The sequence below is a fragment of the Phaeobacter sp. S60 genome, from assembly GCF_000826845.1.
Classification (GTDB): Bacteria; Pseudomonadota; Alphaproteobacteria; order Rhodobacterales; family Rhodobacteraceae; genus Phaeobacter; species Phaeobacter piscinae.
The window spans coordinates 62,241-83,521 of sequence record NZ_JSWJ01000029.1 but is presented as its reverse complement, the minus strand read 5'-3'; the positions used below and the strand labels follow the sequence as shown (position 1 = coordinate 83,521).

Sequence of the window (21,281 nt, the reverse complement as noted above, 5' to 3'; positions counted from 1 at the left end):
GCGCCGCCATGGGAAAATCGCGGATCGCCACGGGCGTCCTGCTTGTGACGCTGGTGACCGGGGCCATGGGCTATACGATCGCCTCGGCGGTGCTGACCTACCAGGATCTGGGCTTCGGGGCCGAGATCGACTTTGCCTACATCGCGCAGAACTACATGGCGATCCTCGATCGCCGCCCGGAGGACGCCCAACTCATCCATCTGATCATCGGCAGCTTCGCCGCCGCCGGCCTGATGCTGAGCCTCGCCCTCTCGGGCTCCGCCCTCACACGCTTTGGCCAGACCCATTGGCAGAGTGCGCGCGAGATGAAGGCCAATGGGTTCTTCGGGGCGCCCGGGACCGGGTTCATCCTCGGCAAGCTGGGGACGCCGGGCTCCCGCGCCAATTACATTTGCTCCAAGGTTTTTCCGCATGCGCTGATCGTGGCGCCCACGGGCCGCGGCAAGACCACGGGCTTTGTCATTCCAAACCTGCTAACCTGGCAGGGCTCCGCCGTGACGCTAGACGTGAAGGGGGAGTGTTTTGAGGCCACGGCCCGGCATCGCGCCGCCCAAGGCGACAAGGTCTATCGCTTTGCCCCCACCGATTGGGAGGGCAAGCGCACGCATCGCTACAACCCGCTTCTGCGCATCTTCGAACTGAAAGACCCTGCCCGCCAGCAGATGGAACTGCAGCTCCTGGCGACGCTCTTCCTGCAAAGCGACAATGACCGGGTGCAGGGGCTGCTCAAGGGCGGGATCGATCTCTTCGTGGCGGCAGGCCTGTTGGCCTTCCAGCGCAAGCGCCCGACCCTCGGCGAGATCTATCGCATCGCCGCCTCGGGTGGGAACAAGCAGAAGGAATACTTCGCGCGCGGCCACGAAGTCGACAACCGGGCCGCCAAACTGATCTTCACGCGATTGGCCTCGACCAACAACGACACGCTGACGTCTTACGTCTCGCTTCTGATGACCTCGGGGCTGGACCAATGGCAGAACCCGGCGATTGATGAGGCAACGGCGGTCTCGGACTTTGATTTCCGGACGATCCGCAAGAAGCCCTTTTCGGTCTATCTCGTGGTTCAGCCGTTGATGGTGAAACCCCTCGCGCCGCTGATCCGCCTCTTCTTCTCCGATCTTCTGTCGGCCATGCAGGAAAAGGACCCCGGGCCAGATGAGCCTTGGCCCGTGATGATCATGCTCGATGAGTTCAATCGCTTGGGCAAGATGCCCATCGTGGTCGAGAGCATCGAGACCCTGCGCACCTATCGCGGCCATTTGGCCGTGGTCACCCAAACTATCCCCGCCCTCGATGAAATCTACGGCGAGAACACCCGCCGCGCGCTGCAGGGCAACGCCGGCGTAAAGCTCTACCTCACGCCCTCCGATGAAAAGACCGTCGAAGAGCTGAGCAAGGCCGTTGGTAAGACCACCAAGACAGTCGTCACGCGCTCCCAATCCATCGGCAAGAACCCCTTCGAGGGCCGAAGCCAATCCACACGGACCGAAGAAAGCTCGCTGTTGCCGGAAGATGAAGCACGCCGCCTACCGCTCGACGAGATCGTCATGGTCATCGACGCGCAAATGCCGGTCCGTGCGAAGCGGATCCAGTATTTCGACGACCGCCTGTTCAAGGCGATCCACGCGGCTCAGACGGGAGAACTGCCATTTCCGGAGCCGGGGGGAGGGGGGGAGCAGGGCAATCTGCCGTTGAGTATGCGCGCCATGCCGATGACACCGCCGCCGGACGGGCCCAGTGGAACAGAAGCCGATGTGGATATGGAGAGCGCAAGCCAAGTATCTGGTGGTCAGCCGTCAGGGCAAAACGACGGTACGCCAAAGAAGACCGCGCCTGTCGTTCAAGCCGTCGTCGCCGAGGAACAGCGGCAGATGGAGATGGATTTTGGGAGCCAGGTTGCGGATGCCGAGGCAGCGAGCGCCGTTGATGAGGCGCAGATGCGTTCCGCCGTCGATGGCTTGGACGACATGGAAGCAATGTTGAGAGAAGATGGTGGTCAAAAGCTGGTTGCCCGATAGGGTAGCGAAGATGTTATTTCGGTCGAGCGGGCGGAAAGCTGACGTTCTCCGCACCTGCAGCATGCTTAGGCGAAAGCTTGAGAGCGGACATACCTACCGGGCTGGTCCCGAGCACGGCCATGTCATGCACGTCGGGCGGAGTGCGGACTCTTGCTATGCGACCTATCGACGTCGAAACGCCAACCTTGTGCTTCCGATTTCGAAGGGGCCAAGCTACGGTTCGGGTTTGGAGAATACAAAGCCACGAGCAGCATGGTTAACGTCACAAGTGTAAATCTTCCTGCGCCCTCCGACTGGCAGGCATTCGAGCGGCTGACAAGGGATCTGTTCGAAAGCGAATGGCAGACAGACGACGCTCGCGCCAATGGCCGGTCTGGCCAAGAGCAGCATGGTGTCGATGTTTTCGGTACGGATCGGGTTCACAACAAATGGGTTGGCGTCCAGTGTAAAGGCCGCTCTGGAGGCTATGGGAAGGCGCTTAAAGAAAAAGATCTTCGTGAAGAGGTCGAGAAGGCGAAGGCCTTCCGCCCCGCTCTCGACAAGTTCATCCTCGCCACCACAGCCCCCAATGATGCGCGAATACAGGCAGTTGCGCGAGAACTGAATGAGAAGAACCGCAAGGAGCTTCTCTTCGAAGTCGATGTCATGGGCTGGGACGAGATCAAGGCCGTTCTCAATCGCCATCCTCGCGTCGTGGCGATTCATTGCTCAGGCGTATCGCCGATCGCCGACTTGAAGATATCGGAAGCGATGAATGACCTACGCGGTGACATCTCAAGGGATCTGACAGGAGTCACGTCCAGGCTTCTTGATTTCCAGAGGTCAGTCGTAGCGGGCTTGGAGCGAGAGCCGGATGGAGACGCTCTCGGTCAGCGCATCACTGATGCCGCCGATCTCCTGAACGATAGCCCGGCGCAAACCGCGATCACCCGGCTTGAACGACTTCTCGAAAATGAGGGCCGCACTGCCAGCGCTCGAGACCGTTTCCGCATCAAGGCCAACCTTGGGTCCGCCTATTTTGCAAAGGGTGACAAGGATGCCGCCGTAGACTGGTATCGTCAGGCTCACGAAGAGTATCCTGATACATCCGAAGCGCTATCCATACTGGCGGCTGCAGAGTCCATCACGGGCAATCGTGAGAAGGCGGCTGAACTGGCCGCCCGCGCCATGGCGATGCCAGAGCCACAACAGCGGGCAGCTGGAGTGTTCCTGGAGACGGCTCCGGCGGAAACGCCATGGCAAGAGCTTCAGGCCCAGCTTCCGGAACAGTTCCAGCGAATCCCGGAGTTTCTTTTGGCACTCGCGGAGCACGCCCAGAAGGCGGGCCAGCTCAAGGATTGCCGGCGGTTGATCAAGGATGCGGTCAATCGAGACCCTGACAATTGGCGCGTGCGCGCATATGCAGGATACCTCAGGTTCCAGGAAGTCGCCGAGCGAGAAGACATCCGTAGCCTCAGGCTCATGCGGAAAAGCGACATCGAGATCGTCGAGGATGCGAGAGCACATTTTCTCGTTGCCTGGGGCCTTCTGCAGGCAAGCGGATGGGCGCGAGAGGCTGAAACCTGCATCATGAACGCCCTCTCGGCCTCCCTGATGCTTGGGGACGAAGAGAAGGCTGAAGAGCTCATCGAGATAGCCTTCCGGAGACTTGGGGATACGCCGCAACTGCTCCGGTTCCGCGCCGCCCATCAGATGCACAAGGGAGAGGATGCCGCGGTTGCAGATGCGCTGTCGAGGATTCCCGAAAGCGATCGGGATCCGAATGACGAGCTCATGCTTCTCCAGGCGCGCATCAATGAAGGCGATCCAGAAGCAGCCCTCACACGTGCCGACGCTTTGTATCGAGAAGCCGAAGACGCCGGCTTGCGTGTCGCGTTTGGCAACTGCCGTATCCTGGCGGCTGCACAGATCAACCCCGATCTCTTCAAGGAAGTCGCCGATGACGTTCTGACGGAGCATCCAGACTCCGCCCTGCTCTTGGCCTGTTTCGTGTTCAACCATACTGGCGATCTCGACGATCCCGCAGTCATCGATCGCCTTGCCGAATTGTCAGAGCGCGAACCCAACAGCTTCGCTCGTGACCGTGCAGCTCATGCCCTTGCCATGGTCGGCCGGAACTCCGAAGCCGCGGACATCTATCTCGACCTCTGCAGTCCTGACACGGATACGCCGCAACTCAGGATGGCGCTCCAGACACTGGTGAACTGCCGCAGGATCCGCGAGGCCAGGGAACTCTATGGGAAACTCGACGCCAGGATCAAAGATACCGCCAGCATGCGCAGGATCGGCGCTGTCATCTTTCAATGCGCTGGCAACTTGAAGGGCGCCAAAAAGGAACTCGAGCACGTTTTCGGCACAGGGGATGAAACCCTGGAAGACCGCGCTCGCTGGATCGACATCTGCGAGCGCCTGCCGGACATCTCTTCAATCATCCGGTATCTCGACACCGTGCCGGTGGACGTTTCCGGCGATCCCCGGATGCGGATGCACCTTGCGCACAAGCTCGATCACTACACGGACGACTTCCAGAGGGCGCTCGAGATCGGATACCGCGCGTTGCGCGACGGCTATGACGACCCACAGATACATCTCGGCTTCATGGTCGGGTTGATCCTGACAGGCCGTTCTGGGCGACAGGTCGATTTCGACCGCGAGGTCGTTGAGGAGGATACGGTCGTTGTGGTCTCGCGAGATCACGCTGATCCGCTCACGAAGATCATTGAGACAGCTCCCGCCCCGCGGGCGGACCGCGACGAAATTTCCCCTGAAGACCCGTTGGCTCTTCGCCTGATTGGAAAGGCTGTGGGTGACAATTTCCCGATGGATTCCGCTGTCGGGAAGCTGAACGCCACCGTCACAAAGGTCCTGTCCAAGTATGCCCACGCGTATCATCGGTCTCAGAAGGACTTCGAGCGCCTGTTTCCTGAGAGCAAGATATTCGGAGCGCTTCGGATCGATGAAAATGATCTGGAAGGCTGCTTTCGTCCCATCCTCGAAAGCGCCAAGGAGCGTGCGGGGCAGGTCAAGCGCATCGAGGAGGCCTACGAGTCAGGTAAAGCCCCCATAGCTCTGTTGGCCGCCGCAGGTGGAGGCACGGTCTTCGATTTCTGGGATTTCCTGCGGCACCACGGCAGCATCAAAATCAAGATGGCCCTCGGTAATGCCGTAGAACGGAAGGCGGCGACGCAATCGGTTATGGCTGCGCCGGGCGTGATCGTCGATCCAATCACCCTATACGGCGCCCAGACCCTCGGCTTCGCCGACACCCTCCTTCAGGCCTGCCCGGACCTGCATATCACCCAGAGCAGCATCGATCTGCTTCACGAAGCCTATCAGGACAGGGTGGATGCCATCGGGGGAGAAGGACGCCGAGGTAGCTTCGTCGCAGACGAGCACGGGACGCGTATCATCGAGATGTCCCGAGAGATGTCCGACCTTCTCATATCGAACCTCGGACGAACCCTTGACCTGGCGCGAGGCCTGAAAATCGCCATGCCGGAAGAAGGCACCGCCCTTCATCCGGACTTCGAAGCGGTTTTCGAAGATGTGGGCCCGTGCTTCGTAGATACGCTGGTAGTCGCCAAGGAGAGAGGTTGGACCTTGCTGGCGGATGACACCGCCCTCCGGCTGTTTGCGAGTCTGGATGGTGTTTCATCGGCTTGGAGCCAGGTCGCACTGCAGATCGCGCGCAATAAGCGTACGATTTCGCAGGAAGCATATTCTGATGCCCTCGGCGCAATGCTGAAAGGGAATTACCGATACGTCAGCATCGACGGAGACACGACGCAGTTCGAGTGGGAGCGCAAGGATACGTCGATCTGGCTGAACCAATTCCTCGATCATATCGCTCTGCCGACGAACGACCCTTGGAGCATTGCCCAATTGATCGGATCCAGCCTTCTGGAACTCTGGGACGATGCGGACGATGGAGCGCGTTGCGTCGCCTATGCCGCCTTCATGCTCCAAAAGCTCTCATCTCGGTCGGGGGAAGATGGAGCGATCAAGATGTTGGGGGATGCGGTATCCGCCGCGGTGTCGAGGGCGCAGAGAAACGCCCGCATGATCAAACTCCCCCTAATCCTGTCGAGCACTACCAGCCTCGCTTCTCCAGGTTTTCTGGCCATGGAGATCAATCGCGACCATAAAGAAGCCGTCCTGAACACAATAGGTGACTGCGTGAAGTCAGCGCGGAAACTATCTAAGCTGCCTTAAATTGATCTTATGGTTCATGGCGGCGATTGACGTTTTTGCTTTCGTGGCCTCGAAACGACACGAGGGTCCGCTTTCCATGGCCGCCTCGCAGAAAATGAAGGGACGGAGGATGACTGCTTCGGGCCGTCCGCATCGTCGGGATCTAGGCCTGCCAAAATGATGCTGCGGTTGTCCCGATGGCGGTTCTGAGCCCAATTTACCTAATGCTGCAGGATTCATGAGCGTCTGCTTTGGAGCACTGCTACTGGCAAAGCGCTGCAAACTGGCAAGACACCCGTAACTTTATTCTGAAATCTTGCTCGCGAATTCGACGGTCACGTTCAGACCGTCGGATTTCGTGTCCACATCAAGCTTGGCGTCAAGTTCCGCTGAGATAACCGCTGCGATTTGCATTCCAAGCCCGCCGGTCGAAAGGTCAGTATCCTCCGACAGACCAACACCGTCATCCCGGCAGTTAACACGAATGAGGCCATCATCCCCATTGCGGGTCACAACAATGTCAATCTGCCCAAATCGATTATCAGGGAAGGCATGCTTGAAGGCGTTTGCGACGAACTCATTGATCAAAGTTCCAACCGCGACAGCCTCGTTCGAAGTAACCTTCGTCTCGGTTCCCTGAAAATTTAGCGTTACATTGTCCGGCGCGATCTGCCGGAAGTGAGATATCAGATTTTCGAGGTACCGACCAAGCTCGATGACGTGACCGGCGTCAGTGCGATATAGTTCCTCGTGGAGCATTGCGACTGCGTCGATCCTTGAACCTATCGTAGCAAGTGCTTCTATCGTCTCCTCTGCTTGTGCTTTTCGACCTGAGAGGCGCACTAGCGAAGATAACGACTGCAGTGAGTTCTTCACCCGGTGATCTACCTCCTTGCGCAACATCTCGGCGTGTCTGAGCGTCTTTCGGAGGTCGAGTTGCGCCATAACTTGACTGGCCAATACACGGATCGTGTCGCGCTGTAGTGGCGTCAGTTCCTTCGGCTCATAGTCGAGAACGCACAACGTCCCGAGAGGCAGCCCATCCGCGGTCTTCAGAAGCGCGCCAGCGTAGAACCGCAGCCCTGGATCGCCGCAACACAGCGGGTTGTCAGACATTCTCTGGTCCAACAATGTGTCGTGTATCTCGACAAACTCATCCTCCAAAATGACGTGCGAGCAGAGCGAAGTGGCCAAAGGCGTTTCCCTCACGCCGAGGCCGGTCTCGGCCTTGAACCACTGCCGCTCCGCATCGATGAAATTTATCACGGAAATTGCTGTGCCGCAGGAGGCCGCAGCAAGCTGCACGATTTCATCGAATTCGCGTTCCCGCTCGGTTTCGAGAATTTCGTAGTCGTACAACGCCGCTAAGCGTTCAGCTTGCTGAGGATGAAATGAAGCAATAGGCATTTACGGCGACGCTACCAAAATTGTGCACTCTCATGCTTTAGCATGTTTTTGCGTCATAAACAGTCACAGACGTGCGCTGCAAAATGCTCATTGGTCACGCGATCTGGTCATCCACCCATAGTGGCCCCAGCTTGAGCGTCCGGTCCGAAACCAAGCGCAGGCCTAAGACCACGAAGCTGACCTTGGCGCTGCGAACATGGCAGTCGGCTTGGTCCGCAGACCATGAGTTCGAGCTGCCTCCGGCTTTGCACGTGCAGCGAACGGCGGCAATGCGGGCTGCGACCGCAGAATGGCAGCACCGTGACGGGTGACCGCTTTGGGCCGGCTGCCGATAATTGCATTCAATTGACTGTTTCCTGAGCGTTCGCGGGTGTATTGGCAGTCAAAGCGGTCGGCAATTCCTGTTTCATAAAACTTAGGAAGGCCTCGAACGCTGGCAACATGCCTTGGCGAGATGGTATCAGGAGGCTGATCTGGGGATGGCCCGCTGTCCAGCCCGGCAGGACTCGCACGAGTTTTCCAGTATTCACCTCTGATCGGCAAACATAGGCTGGTAGCGCGACCAGCCCAAGAGACAAGGCCGCTGCATTCTTGAGCGTCGACATGTCGTCACTCGCAAGCCTGATTGAGCATGGGACCGATGCACTTTGCCCGTTTTTGTCTGTTAATAGCCATTGGTGTGTGTCGCCCGGTCGGCCAAGAACCAATGCCGGTTGATTGGACAGCGCGACCGGATCGTCGCCATGATCCAAAGTTTCATGGAACTCAGGTGAACAGAAAAGGTGCCATTCGACCCGTGCCAACCGCATCTGGATGAGGCTCGAATCCGGCAGAGAGTCCATATGCCCCCGTATGGCCACGTCGATCCCGCCCTTGATCAAGTCTTCCATCTGATTTGACGCCCGCTGAACCACCGTCACGCCTGGGTTGTCCCGTAAAAAACGCGGCAGGATTTGATCGAGGCCGAATTGAGCCATACCGACCGAACAGGATACCGTGACGGTCCCTTCTATGGTGTTGGTTTTGCGCCGGACGGCGGTCTCGGCGATCTCAAAACGCGCCAATGCGTCCGTGGCGTGACGATAGTATTCCTCGCCAACCTCCGTCGTGGTGACGACGCGCGATGTGCGCTGCAGGAGACGGACATTGAGGTCATCCTCAAGTTGTCGCACACGACGGCTGAGGCGTGATTTCGGGATGTTCAAGGCCCGAGCGGCGGCAGAAAAGCCGCCCTTTTCAACAACCTGAACAAAGTAGAATGCGTCGTTAAGATCCATCCTGCCTCTCCTCATCGTTCTAAAAATAGAACATTAAGTTCCAATATTGACCGATTTTTGTTCGATTGTCCCGCTCATATTTTCAATTCGACAAAAGCGAGAGACTGACATGAACACGCAACATATCGACAAGCTTGCAGGGGCTGCCTGCGAAACCCATGTGCTAAGTGACGGCCGCCCGCTTTCAATCGGCGACGGTTTTGAAGCGCAAAGTTACCAGCATGCGGATTTCCGAGGGCTAATGGACCCGTTAATCATGGTGGACCACTTCACCATGACGAAACCCACATTCGGGACACATGCCCATGCAGGGCTGTCAGCGGTGACGGTCATGTTCGAGGACAGCGAAGGTGCGTTTCACAACCGCGACTCCCTTGGCAATGACTTGGATCTGGCACCCGGTGATCTTTATTGGTTCAAAGCGGCACGCGGGGCCCTTCATAACGAAGCGACCCGCCCCGGTGCCAAAACCCACGCGTTGCAGGTCTTTGTCAACCTCTCGGCAGAGCACCGACATGACGCGCCTGCCGCCTTTCACGTCGCGGCGGCGGACATTCCACAGCTCGCAGGCGACAGGGCCACGGCGCGGCTTGTCCTCGGGGAAGGCACTGGGCTTCAGGGGGCGATTGCGCCGGACAATCCCCTGACGTTGCTTGATATCAACATTCAGGCCGGTGGCCGGTTCAGGCATACTGGCAGCAAGGACCACCATAATTGGATCCTCCCCATAAAAGGCACCTGCCAGGTCACTTGGAACGCAGGTGCCGTCGATCTGCAGCCCGGTAAGGCCATGGCCTTTGCTGATGCCACCGACATCTCATTTTTCTCGGAACTGGGTGCCCATGTCGTCCTGTTCCGGGGCCAACCCCTGCATCAGGCCTTTGTCCAAAGAGGCCCTTACGCCATGGGCACCGCGGAAGAGCTTGACGCAGTCGAGGCCGCCTATCGTTCCGGCCGCCTGGGATCAATTGACTGAAATCAACGCCACCAAATACCGATAGAAAAGGAGAATACCGTGACCAATTTGTACAACCCCGAACCGCTGACTCGTGACAATGCCGCTGTGGTCTTTGTCGACAATCAGGTTGGGCTGATGACTGGTATCCGCGACTATTCGATCGCCGATCTGAAACACAACATCGTCGGGCTGGCGAAGGCTGCGAAGGCGCTTGGATTGCCGATTGTCACGACCACCACCTCGTCCCAGACGCTCTGGGGTCCCGCAATTCCCGAGTTGCAAGAGGCCTTGCCGGGCCAGACCTTTATCGACCGCACAACCGTCAATGCCTGGGATGATCCGCGCGTGGAAGAGGCCATTCGCGCCACCGGGCGGAACAAGCTGATCTTTGCGGGACTGTCCCTTGAAGTCTGTGCTGCGTTCCCTGCCATGCAGGCCGTACGCGAAGGGTTCGAGGCCTATGTCGCCGTCGATGCCAGCGGGACCTTCAATATGACCAAGCGCGAAACTGCACTTGTCCGTCTGACCCAAGCCGGCGTGGTTGTCGCAGATGGTGCCAGCCTGATGATCGAAATCCTTGCCGACAATGCGAACAACCAAGCCGGAGACGTCTATGGCGCGCTTGGCATGGATTGGTCGATCCTTGTCAGCCAGGTCCGCGAGAGCGCGTAGCCATGCCATGCGCCGCCCAAAAGCCGCACCATACGGGGCTGACACTCAAAGTACGTCCCCATGCGGGATCAGCGTGTCCAGCTTTATCTGATCTACGGCTCCTCGCTGTTCTTCCTGATGGCGTCGGGCTGGGCTGCAAGCTTGTTTCATTGACAACGGGTTGCCCGGCATCGGGCACCCCACTGACCGGCGCCATGAAAGCGCCTGACATTCACCATCGGAGATTGCTATGACCAACCAACCTATCCTTGTCATCGGCGCCACCGGCAAAACCGGTTCGCGCGTCGCCGCGAAACTCGAAGCGAAAGGCATAACCGTCCGACGCGGTGCGCGCCATTCCGAAACGCCCTTCGACTGGGAGGACCCTGCCACATGGGCTCCGGTTCTGACCGGGGTATCCAAAGCCTACGTCACCTATTTCCCGGATCTGGCCTTCCCCGGCGCAATCGAGAAGCTGGACGCCTTCACCAAATTGGCTTTGGAAACCGGTTTGCAGCACATCGTGTTGCTCTCGGGCCGGGGCGAGCATTTTGCCAGCTTGGGGGAAGAGGTGATCCGCAACTCCGGCATCGGGTTTACCATCGTGCGGTCTGCGTGGTTCGCACAGAACTTCTCCGAAGGATATCTGCGCGACCCGATCCTTGACGGCGTGCTGCCCATGCCCGGCGGGGACATAGCGGAGCCGATCATCGACATTGATGATATCGCCGATGTTGTCGTGGCTGCCCTGACCGAAGACGGACACCTTGGCGAACGCTACGAAGTCACCGGCCCGCGCCTGATGACTTTTGGCGAGATGGCCGAAGTCCTGACCACCACGCTGGGCCGCCCAATTCAGCACATCCCGATCAGTTTTGAGGACTTCCATGCCAATGTTGCCGCCTCTGGCGATTCCTTTGTGGCGGACGTGTTCACCGCAATCGCACGAGAAACACTTGACGGGCGCAACGCCCATACCACTGACGGGGTTGAGCGCGCGTTGGGCCGCAAGCCACGTGACTTCGCGGCCTTTGCACGCACCGCTATGACTGCCGGGGCCTGGCCCAAAGCGGCCTGAACTCATCCGATGATTGGGCGGGTGCCACGCAGCTTCCGCCCCCCTGCAAAGGAAGTTAGCGACATGTCCACGATCATCTTTTTCCTGATTCAATGCTCCATTCTCGCCTATGCTTTCATCGGCGGCGTCTTTCTCGCGTTCGCCGACTTCATCATGAGGTCACTGGTGAGAACCAGCGGTCATGGCGGCGTTGAGGCAATGCAAGTTATCAACCGTGAGGTCTTTCGCTGGGTCTTCATGGCGCTGTTTCTTGGCATGGCAGCGGTGTCATTGGTCATTGCAGCCTACGGTGCGTTCGCGCTGACCGACACGGCCGGAACGCTGATCATGCTGGCCGGTTTGTGCTATCTGGTTGGCTGTTTCGGCGTCACGGTGTTTTTCAACGTGCCGATGAACGAGACCCTGGCCGTTATGGAAACATCAGATGCGCAAACGCGGACCTATTGGTTAGACATATATGTCCCGCGCTGGACTTTCTGGAACTGGGTCCGCACAACGGCCTGCGCTGTTTCGGCTGCACTACTTCTATTCGGATTTGTGCGTATGAACTAAGGCGGAATTGTGTGACACAAGGCATCTGAAGCGTCGGCTGGCCACTTGGAACGGATTGTCGTCCCAAGCTTACGCTACTGGCTCTTTTCAGTGAGAAGAAGGTGTTCACAGTCTTCGTTCGATCCGAAATGCCAATGACGACAATGTTCCACACTTTTCCCATTCGCCGACCTCGGGATTTCGTAATCGCAGCGAATTGCTGCAACGACAGAAGCCGGGGTCAACGCAGTAGGGCAGGTCTGGGCCGGATCTGAAGTGCCAATCCGTCGAGTAAAAGCGGACACTACGGCGTCACTTAAGCCTTTTAAGGGGGCCAAGCCATTTGGCCGACTTCGCAAGGCCCAGTAAGGCCTTGCCGACGCCTGAGCGAAAATCGATCAGGACGTCAATAGCTGGGTTGCTACAGATTTGGCTTCGCGTGCGGCTTCTGCCGAATGTGACATCGCCGCGATAACAATGGCTCCCTCTTTCAACAAAAGAAGCTGCCTTGCCAGTGCATGAGGATCATTCGCCTCCGCTTGCGTCGCCAGCGCTTCGAAATGGTCCACCAGCAGGCGTTTGTGCGCGTATGATTGTACGTTTATTGCGTCATTGGGATTCTGATATTCCGCGCTCGCCTTGATGAACATGCAGCCCTTGAAGCCATCTTCATGGAACCACTCCTCAAGTGCGTCAAACATGGCCAGCAGTCGGCCTTGGGGGGTACTAGCCATCTCCTCCATCCGCCGGAACAGCCAGTTCCGGAAATTCTCATCCCGCAGACGGAGTACCGCGAGGATCAACTCCTCCTTGGTGCGGAAATGCTTGTAGATCGACGTTTTTGATACGCCGGTTTCCTTGGCAACCAGATCCATGCCGGTGGCGTGAAACCCGTTTCGGTAGAACAGAAGAAGCGCTTTTCGAATCAGTTCTGCGCGCTTGTTTTGGCTCATCTCGGCACCCTAGATTAACTGATCTGTTAGTACATTCAGGCCGGCGAGCGGTCAAGAATACACAGATATCTTAGCGACTTATCGTAGATCAACTTGGTGTGAGCACCAGAAGTGATGATGTTCATCACTAAATTTGACTTGAATACATTAACCGATCAGTTCACGTTAGGTGCAACATTAACTGATCGGTTCACCTTGAGTCGTGGAGAAACAACATGGCCTATGCCTTTGCCAAAATCGCATTCACCCCTTCCGTCCGGCATCAACAGGACAGGAACGGCTCGGGGGCCTATGCTGCTTTCCTGACCGACGCGCGGTCTGGCGGCGACATCCTGTCAGATCGCGAACGCGCGTTCATTCAGGAGTGCGATGGTTTCTATCAGGCGACGGTTTCGGAAACCGGCTGGCCCTATGTCCAGTTTCGTGGTGGTGCGCCAGGTTTCCTGCGGGCCGAGGGAGACAACACGATCACCTATGCCGACCTGCGGGGCAATCGCCAGTACATCAGCCTTGGCAACCTGACAGCAGACAATCGCATCGCCCTGATCATCATGAACTATGCCCGTGCGGAGCGGTTGAAGATCTGGGGCCGGGTGGTGGTGGAAGACAGACCTTCCAACCCCGCGACTGGCTGGCCGGATAGGGCCGAAAGGCGCATCCTCATCACTGTCGAAGCCTTTGACTGGAACTGTCCCCAACATATCCCCCGCCGTCTGACCGAAGCGGAATTCGGCGGCGAGATGGCCCTGCTGCGTGCCGAGAACCAGCAGTTGCGCAAGCAGATCAACGAATTTCAGGCGCGTTCCGGCTGAGCCGCCTGTTCTCCGCCGCCACATGGCGGCTCCCTCCCAACCCCTGAAAAGGACTGAACCCATGAAAAACACCATTGTCAGCACCACTTTGGCCAGCTTGCTGGCAGGCACCGCCCTGCTCACAGGCACATTGCCTTCAGGAACAGAGGCCGCGGAAAGCCCTTTTGCCGTCGCCATGAAAAAGATGGAAATCGATGGTGTGAACATCGCCTACCGCGAAGCGGGCAATCCCGACAATCCGACGGTCCTGCTGCTGCATGGCTTCCCGACCTCGTCGCATATGTTCCGTGACCTCATCCCCGAACTGGCGGAGGACTACCACGTCATCGCGCCGGACTATCCCGGTTTCGGTGCGTCCGACATGCCGGATGCGGCGAGCTATGACTACAGCTTTGCCAACGCGGCCGAGATCGTCACCCAACTGATAGACGCCAAGGGGGTCGACGGCTATACGGTCTATCTGATGGATTACGGTGCGCCAGTTGGCTACCGCATGTTCGCCGAACACCCCGAGCGGGTGAGCGGGTTCATCATCCAGAACGGCAACGCCTATGAAGAGGGGCTGCGCGAATTCTGGGACCCGATCAAAGCCTATTGGGCCGATCCCTCCGCCAAGCACGGCGATGCCCTGCGGGGTTTCCTGACCATGGAGGCGACGGTCTGGCAGTTCACCCATGGCGTCGGCGATGTGTCGAAGGTCAGCCCGGACAATTTCTGGCATGTTCAGTATCTGCTGGATCGTCCCGGCAACCAGGAGGTGCAGCTTGAGATGTTCCTCGACTACGGCACCAACGTGGATGAATACGCCAGGTGGCAGGCGCTGTTTCGCGAACATCAGCCGCCTACGCTGATCGTCTGGGGCAAGAATGACCACATCTTTCCGGCTGAGGGCGCCCATCCTTATCTGAACGATCTGGACGATGTGGAATTCCACCTGCTGGATACCGGCCATTTCGCGCTTGAGGAATATGGCGAGGTCATCTCGGCTGAAATCCGAGATTTCCTCCCCCGGACTCAGAAGTAACCCGTTCCCTGCCCGGCGACGCCCGGGCAGGGACGATCCATGCAAGGAACATTCCGATGACCTTTACCGACACAACACAAGTCCACCGGATCGCCGCCTTTTCCGAAGCCGACGCAGGTGGAAATCCCGCGGGCGTTCTGGTTGCCGACAGCCTGCCCGGTGATACGGAAATGCAGGCCATTGCCGAGGCGGTTGGATATTCCGAAACTGCCTTCGCCGCTCCCGAAGGGGATCACTGGCGGGTGCGCTACTTTGCGCCACAAAGCGAGGTTGATTTTTGCGGCCACGCCACCATCGCGCTTGGCGCGGTCCTGACGGAACTGAACGGGCCTGGCAGGTATGATTTGCGGATCAACCCAGGGGAAATCAGCGTTGAGGGGCGGATCGACAGCGACGGGCAATCCAAGGTCGAATTGTTGTCTCCATCAACGCACAGTCGTCCTGTTGACGCCGCGCTACTTGAACTGGCGCTGGCGATGTTTAGCCTGCACCGCGACGATCTTGACCCGCAAATCCCGCCTGCGGTCGCGAATGCAGGCAACGATCACCTTGTCCTGGCCCTGCGGGAGCACGGGCGGCTGGCAAAAATGGCCTATGACCTGGAAACCGGTCGGCGGCTGATGGCCCAACATGGGCTGACGACCATCGCGCTGATCTGGGCCGAAACCCCGCGTCAGTTTCACGCGCGGAACGCCTTTGCGATCGGCGGCGTGCTGGAAGACCCCGCTACCGGTGCCGCAGCCGCAGCACTTGCCGGATACCTCCGCGATCTTGGCTGGCCCCATGGGGGCAGCATCGACATTGCCCAGGGTGTCGACATGGGAATGCCTTCCAGACTGAAGGTCACCATCCCCGAAGAGCCCGGTTCGCCTGTGCTTGTGGGCGGTGCGTCGCGCAATATCAGCTAGGCGAGGAAGAATAGCGGGCCGTCGGCCCGAGAGGGGGGAAACACAATGGCAACTGCCGCATCAATCTTTGCAACCACGTTGGTCCGGGCCGCCGGGCTTCATCTGACTTCAGACGGAAGGGTGATGGGGGACGGCAGAACCCTTTTCCACCTGAGCAGTCCCGCTGATGATCCGATCCCTGATGGCGCTTACTTTGGCCTGATTGATTGGCTGCGCATCCGGACAGGGGATGATGCCGCGCTTGTGTTCAGCTATGCGCGGGAAATCCGCAGCAACGACCTGGGTGCGCTGGGGCTGGCCGCAAAGTCCGCGCCAACGCTGAGGAATAGTCTGCTGCGCCTTGAGCGCTATTTCCGACTCCTGACCGATACGGCAGTCTACCGCTTGACGGAAGAGGCCGATCCCGCCCTTCTTGTTCTGGAGGCCCGCACCCCGGATCACCCGGCGCTCAAACTGCGGGATGAATGCGCGCTTGCGGCTGTGGCGGAGAACATCAAGGCCTTTGCCCGAGATCCGGTTGAACTTGACCACGTTGCCTTTGCGCACGAATGCCGCAACGACCCGGCGCAATTCGAAGCCTTCTTCGGCTGCAAGGTCCGGTTCGGGGCTAGCCAAAGCGCAATTGCACTCGCCCCCGAAACCCTGAACCAACCAAACAAGCTGGGGGATCGGGGGATCTCTGATTTCCTCACGCAGCACCTTGAATCCGAGATCGCGCGCCTGCCTGATCCATCTTCGTTGAAGGATGAGGTCAGGCACCATCTGGCATCCCTGCTCAGCGACGGGGTGCCGCAAGCCTCGGACGTGGCCATCTCCATGGGCATGAGCGAACGGACGTTCTACCGCCGCCTCGCGGAAGAGAACCTGTCTTTCAGGGACGTGCTGCGGGATGCGCAGCAGTCTTTGGCACAGGATTTGCTGGCCGACAGCAACTGCTCCATTGCCGAGGTCGCGTTTCTGACCGGATTTTCCGAGCAAAGCACCTTCAGCAGGGCATTCAAACGCTGGGTAGGCACGGCACCCGCGCAGTTTCGCAGGCTTTCGCAGGGTGAGGACGATATCTCCCGCAGGTATTGGCAGACAGTGCCAAAACCTTGGCAGGATCGGCCAATACCCGGCGAGGTACAGCGCCTAAATTGAGGGTATCAGCCCCCCGAGGGACGCCAGGGCATAGAGGTCGGAACGGTCCCCGACCAGACCGCGGCAACCCTCCAAACGGAGAAGCAGGAATGACTTATCCAGACCAGACAACCCGCAGCCACTGGCTCCCGTTGCCAGATATGGCTTGTCTCCCCGGCCAAGGTGCGGACTGCCGGTCTGGCCGCATTCCCGCTTCTCCGTCCGTCCTGATGCGACGGACGCGCAATGCCCTGCCGACCGAGAGAAAACTCGCATTGGTACTGACCCTGACCGTTTGGACCCTCCTCGCCTCAATCGCCGAAATCATCCGGCTGGCCGCGCCTCTCACGCTGAATGTGTGAACAGGAACCCGATCCAACCACCCCGCCCACCGAAGGACACCGACATGACCCGCCCGCCGCTGCCGCCGTTCACGCATGAGACCGCTTCCCAGAAGGTCCGGATGGCCGAGGACGGCTGGAACTCCAAAGACCCCGAAAAGGTGGCGCTTGCCTATACGCCGGGCAGCGTCTGGCGAAACCGCTCCAAATTTATCACCGGAAGAGCCGAGATCATCGCCTTTTTGACCGACAAATGGGCACGCGAACTGGACTACCGCCTGATCAAGGAGCTTTGGACCTTCTCCGACAACCGCATCGCGGTGCGCTTTGCCTATGAATGGCACAATGGTGCGGGGCAATGGTTTCGGTCCTACGGCAACGAGAACTGGGAGTTTGACGAGGACGGCCTGATGCGCTGGCGCATCGCCTCGATCAATGACCTGGCCATTGATGAAGAACAACGTCTGTTCCATTGGACGGACAAGGTACGACCGGAGGACCACAAGGGTCTGACGGAACTGGGTCTTTAGGCGATCTGAAGACCTGACACCTCCGACGCCATATTGCGCGTCGGTCCTGCAGGATAGCGGACAGTCAATTCCCGCAACGCGGCCATACCGGCTGCGAACGGGAAAGCCTTGTCCGGTTGCCTGCGCCCCCAACGCAGCGCCCGGTGGCCTGCACAACCGGAGACAAGGAGAATTTTGATGAAACATCACCATGAACATGGCGACAACTGCGGCTGCGGACATACGCCCGAAAGCGTCGATCTTGCCCGCCGCCGCGTGCTGGCGGGAGTGGCTGCTGCCAGTGCGGCAGGTGCCGCATCTGTCCTCGGCAGTTCGGCCGAGGCCGCAACCGATGCGGCCAGGGCGGCCTACGCGGACCCGGACAATCCCGGCCTGCCGCAGATCGACATGACGATTGATCCCGGCCGCACGGCCCTTGTCGTCACCGATCCGCAGATCGACTTTCTGTCAGAGGACGGCGTCACATGGGGCGTGGTGGGCGAGAGCGTCACCGAACAGGGCACCGTGGACAACATCGAACGCCTGTTCGTCGCGGCCAAGGCCGCAGGCATGCCGGTCTTCATCTCGCCCCACTACTATTACCCGCATGACCACAAGTGGCAGTTCGAAGGCACGCTTGAGGCGACCATGCACGCGATCGGCATGTTTGACCGGCTGGGGCCGCTGAACCTCGACAACTTCGAAGGCTCCGGGGCCGACTGGATGCCGCAGTACAAGAAGTACATCGAGGATGGCGAAACCATCGTCTGCTCGCCCCACAAGGTCTACAGCCCGGCGCAGAACGATCTGAACCTGCAACTGCGCAAGCGCGGGATCGACAAGGTGATCCTCGCAGGCATGTCCGCCAACCTCTGCACCCAGGCGCATCTCTATGAGTTGCTGGAACTGGGTTACGAGGTGGCCGTGGTACGCGATGCGACCGCCGGGGCAAAAGTGCCCGAAGGCGACGGTTACCTCGCCGCAATCATCAACTTCCGCATGGTGGCAAACGGCGTCTGGTGGACGGACGATGCCGTCAAGCGGATCGCGAACGGCGTGTGACGCCAAAACCTCTCAACTGAACTACGGAGAAAAGAAATGACCTTGAAACCTCTGAAATCCGCCCGCCGCTGGACCAGTGCGCTTGTCCTGTCATCGGTCGCGACCCTGTCCCTCGCAAACCTTGCCACGGCCGCGGACGAATACAACGTCACCAACAGCCTGACCCTGACGGGCCAGCCGCTGGGCATGCACGGGATCGACCCGGTGTCGATGTTCCACGGCGACAAACCCGCCCTGGGCAACGCCGAATACACCTCAGCTCATGACGGGGTGGACTACTACTTTGCCTCCGCCGCCGCCCAGGCAGAATTCGACGCCGATCCTTCTGCACATCTGCCGCAATTCGGCGGGTTCTGCGCCTTTGGCGTCTTTGTCGGCAAGAAGCTCGACGGCGATGTGCGCTATGCCGATATTGTCGATGGCAAGCTCTATCTCTTCGTGAATGCCGCGATTTTCGAGAAGTACCTCAAAGACAAGACCGCGGTGATCGAAGGGGCCCATGCCAAGTGGCCCGGCATCGTCAACACACCTGTCAGCGACCTCTGATCCCACCCCAGGCACGCGGCGGCTGAGGCCTAGACAAGGCTCGCCGCGTGACGGCTCATTCTAGGAACATCACATGATAGACTTTGAAAAACACACCATCGAAACCGCACCCGCAACGGCCAAGCCAATCCTGCAAAATGCTCTGAAAAGCTACGGTTTTGTGCCAAATCTCTATGCCGCAATGGCGGAGGCTCCGACAATCCTCGAAGGCTACATGAGCCTTACTTCCATCTTCGGAAGATCAGATTTGTCCGAGACCGAGCGACAGATCATTCTGATGACCAACAACCGCCTCAACGGGTGCAAATACTGCATGGCGGCTCATACCACTCTGTCACAAATGGCGGGTGTGGACAGTGACATTATCGAAGCACTTCGCAACGACACGCCGATTGCCGACACCCGGCTTGAGGCCCTCCGCCAGTTTGCCATCGCCGTGAACGAAAGCCGTGGCTGGCCGAGCGATGCACAGTTAGATGCTTTTCTGGCGGCCGGCTACACCCGGCAGACAGTGCTGGAGGTGATCTTGGGCACCGCGCTCAAGGTTCTGTCAAACTACACCAATCACGTTGCTGACACGGGCCTCGACGATGCGTTCACGGCAAACGCTTGGAACAGTCCAAGGCCAGTCGCCGCGGAATAGGTGCCCAAGTCGATTGGATTGTTCTCAGTTCAACAATCTGCTTGCTCACGGCACTACACCCAATGTGCCAACGGCTGGGCGCCATTGTGGACCAACCGTTGGTACTGAAACAGCGAAAGCAGGTTTTGCCCTGGACATCGCCGGTGCGAGTGGTCCTGCGTTTTGCGACCGCGGCGAATGACCGGAAAGCGGGCTGCGGCTGCAGCATCTCTCGCTCGAGACGGACGGCAGCTAAGGGCCGTGGAAGTAGGTTAGCTACGCAAGCTCGCTGGCAATCATTTTCAGATGGCGCATGTCGGTTCCGCAGCACCCTCCGAATACTTGGACCGACGGATTGCTCCGAGCAATCTTGGCAATCTGCTTACCAAGTTCAACGGGATCGCCTTCGTCCAGTTCATCTGCTTCGTCAAGTTCTGCATGAGAGCAACTTGAAGCGTTCGCCACTACACCTTTCAGCCTCGGGTTGATGCCAAGAGATCCGGCGAAATGGGTCGGATGAGCGCAATTGACCATAAAAAACATTGCCGCCGAGTCCGATTCCCCATCGATCTGGTCAATTGCGTCCACAAGTTTGGTTCCGTCCGCTAGACACCCATCTGTCTCAACCACCAGAGACATGATGATCGGCAGACCAGCATCTCGGGCGGCGAGGATGCATCCTGATGCCTCACTTGGACGGTTGAATGTATAAGCGGTAACCAGGTCGACAGTTGTGCCTTTCAGGCTGTGCATTTGAGCGGTATGGTATTGCCGTGCATCTTCGACGGATATCGGCGGGATGTCGGCGTAAGGATCAAAGCGTGGGCCTATACAGGCCGATACCAATACATCTTCGCGAGCGGCGGCCCGGCGCACGTCTTCCACTAGACTGACTGCATCTTTGTTCACCTCTACAAGCCGTTTTGCATCGTACCCCAACGGTGCCGCCCGGTCGGCATTCGCCATCCATGTGGGCGCATCAAGAATACATCCGACATTCATTTCGCTGGCGAGATCGACTAGAGCCTGCATCTGACCGGCAAGTATCGCTCTAGTGTCAGGCTGTTCGAGCAATGGAAACGAGGCAAATCCGGGTAGCTCAAGTCCATGATTGAATATCAGGTCGGTGCCAGTACCGGCATAAACCAGAAAGGTCTTGTCACCTTCGTCTAGGAGCTGTCGTGCCATCCTGATCTACGCCCTTTTCTCTTTCTGTTTACAAGAAACCTACATTTTCTCGGGTCTCCTGTGAACCTTGGGGCGGCGAAGTACTTTCC

At 58.6% G+C, this 21,281-nt stretch carries 19 protein-coding genes; 15 read left to right on the top strand and 4 right to left on the bottom strand.

Features of this window, described 5'->3' with window-relative positions; translation table 11 throughout:
- Positions 1-8 precede the first annotated feature (8 nt).
- Complete coding sequence (locus OO25_RS20900) at positions 9-2,015, top strand: type IV secretory system conjugative DNA transfer family protein (protein WP_040182642.1); 2,007 nt, start codon at positions 9-11, stop codon at positions 2,013-2,015.
- 252 nt (positions 2,016-2,267) lie between these two features.
- Positions 2,268-6,227 carry a hypothetical protein gene (locus OO25_RS20895; RefSeq protein ID WP_040182639.1) on the top strand — a complete coding sequence of 1,320 codons (3,960 nt, stop codon included), beginning with the start codon at positions 2,268-2,270 and terminating at the stop codon, positions 6,225-6,227.
- Positions 6,228-6,509: 282 nt separating this feature from the next.
- Here the strand turns inward: OO25_RS20895 and OO25_RS20890 are convergent, their stop codons facing one another.
- Both OO25_RS20890 and OO25_RS20885 read right to left on the bottom strand, forming a co-directional pair.
- Positions 6,510-7,613, bottom strand: coding sequence for a sensor histidine kinase (locus OO25_RS20890; protein WP_040182636.1), 1,104 nt, complete (start codon positions 7,611-7,613; stop codon positions 6,510-6,512).
- A gap of 341 nt (positions 7,614-7,954) precedes the next feature.
- On the bottom strand, positions 7,955-8,890 hold the full coding sequence (locus tag OO25_RS20885; RefSeq protein ID WP_040182634.1) for a LysR substrate-binding domain-containing protein: 936 nt from the start codon (positions 8,888-8,890) through the stop codon (positions 7,955-7,957).
- Between the two features lie 109 nt (positions 8,891-8,999).
- On the opposite strand from OO25_RS20885, the gene OO25_RS20880 reads away from it, so the two are divergent.
- From OO25_RS20880 to OO25_RS20865, 4 genes are all read left to right on the top strand, one after another.
- Positions 9,000-9,866 (top strand): pirin family protein, encoded by an 867-nt coding sequence (locus OO25_RS20880; RefSeq protein ID WP_040182633.1) that lies wholly within the window; start codon positions 9,000-9,002, stop codon positions 9,864-9,866.
- A 39-nt stretch (positions 9,867-9,905) separates the two neighbouring features.
- A complete protein-coding gene (locus tag OO25_RS20875) occupies positions 9,906-10,520 on the top strand; it encodes an isochorismatase family protein (protein WP_040182630.1) in 615 nt (204 codons plus the stop codon).
- Between the two features lie 229 nt (positions 10,521-10,749).
- Entirely contained in the window at positions 10,750-11,577 is an 828-nt protein-coding gene (locus OO25_RS20870) for an NmrA family NAD(P)-binding protein (RefSeq protein WP_040182629.1), read from the top strand.
- A 21-nt stretch (positions 11,578-11,598) separates the two neighbouring features.
- Positions 11,599-12,129: a DUF1772 domain-containing protein gene (locus OO25_RS20865; RefSeq protein ID WP_242407090.1), complete on the top strand. Its 531-nt coding sequence runs from the start codon at positions 11,599-11,601 to the stop codon at positions 12,127-12,129.
- Between the two features lie 377 nt (positions 12,130-12,506).
- Here OO25_RS20865 and OO25_RS20860 read toward each other — a convergent pair whose 3' ends face one another.
- A complete protein-coding gene (locus tag OO25_RS20860; RefSeq protein WP_040182626.1) occupies positions 12,507-13,061 on the bottom strand; it encodes a TetR/AcrR family transcriptional regulator in 555 nt (184 codons plus the stop codon).
- A gap of 215 nt (positions 13,062-13,276) precedes the next feature.
- On the opposite strand from OO25_RS20860, the gene OO25_RS20855 reads away from it, so the two are divergent.
- From OO25_RS20855 to OO25_RS20815, 9 genes are all read left to right on the top strand, one after another.
- Positions 13,277-13,873 carry a pyridoxamine 5'-phosphate oxidase family protein gene (locus OO25_RS20855; protein WP_040182624.1) on the top strand — a complete coding sequence of 199 codons (597 nt, stop codon included), beginning with the start codon at positions 13,277-13,279 and terminating at the stop codon, positions 13,871-13,873.
- A 61-nt stretch (positions 13,874-13,934) separates the two neighbouring features.
- Entirely contained in the window at positions 13,935-14,897 is a 963-nt protein-coding gene (locus OO25_RS20850; protein ID WP_040182622.1) for an alpha/beta fold hydrolase, read from the top strand.
- Positions 14,898-14,953: 56 nt separating this feature from the next.
- Positions 14,954-15,805, top strand: a complete 852-nt coding sequence (locus OO25_RS20845; protein WP_040182620.1) for a PhzF family phenazine biosynthesis protein — start codon at positions 14,954-14,956, stop codon at positions 15,803-15,805.
- Between the two features lie 45 nt (positions 15,806-15,850).
- A complete protein-coding gene (locus OO25_RS20840; protein ID WP_071233298.1) occupies positions 15,851-16,945 on the top strand; it encodes an AraC family transcriptional regulator in 1,095 nt (364 codons plus the stop codon).
- An 89-nt stretch (positions 16,946-17,034) separates the two neighbouring features.
- Positions 17,035-17,286: a hypothetical protein gene (locus OO25_RS20835; protein ID WP_040182619.1), complete on the top strand. Its 252-nt coding sequence runs from the start codon at positions 17,035-17,037 to the stop codon at positions 17,284-17,286.
- Between the two features lie 44 nt (positions 17,287-17,330).
- Positions 17,331-17,795, top strand: coding sequence for a nuclear transport factor 2 family protein (locus OO25_RS20830; protein ID WP_040182617.1), 465 nt, complete (start codon positions 17,331-17,333; stop codon positions 17,793-17,795).
- Positions 17,796-17,972: 177 nt separating this feature from the next.
- The gene (locus tag OO25_RS20825) at positions 17,973-18,836 is read left to right on the top strand and encodes a cysteine hydrolase (RefSeq protein ID WP_040182615.1); all 864 of its coding nucleotides are present in this window, start codon (positions 17,973-17,975) and stop codon (positions 18,834-18,836) included.
- Between the two features lie 36 nt (positions 18,837-18,872).
- The gene (locus OO25_RS20820) at positions 18,873-19,382 is read left to right on the top strand and encodes a YHS domain-containing (seleno)protein (RefSeq protein ID WP_052465744.1); all 510 of its coding nucleotides are present in this window, start codon (positions 18,873-18,875) and stop codon (positions 19,380-19,382) included.
- A 73-nt stretch (positions 19,383-19,455) separates the two neighbouring features.
- On the top strand, positions 19,456-20,025 hold the full coding sequence (locus OO25_RS20815; protein WP_040182613.1) for a carboxymuconolactone decarboxylase family protein: 570 nt from the start codon (positions 19,456-19,458) through the stop codon (positions 20,023-20,025).
- 255 nt (positions 20,026-20,280) lie between these two features.
- Here the strand turns inward: OO25_RS20815 and OO25_RS20810 are convergent, their stop codons facing one another.
- Positions 20,281-21,192: a homocysteine S-methyltransferase family protein gene (locus OO25_RS20810; RefSeq protein WP_040182612.1), complete on the bottom strand. Its 912-nt coding sequence runs from the start codon at positions 21,190-21,192 to the stop codon at positions 20,281-20,283.
- Between the last annotated feature and the right edge of the window lie 89 nt (positions 21,193-21,281).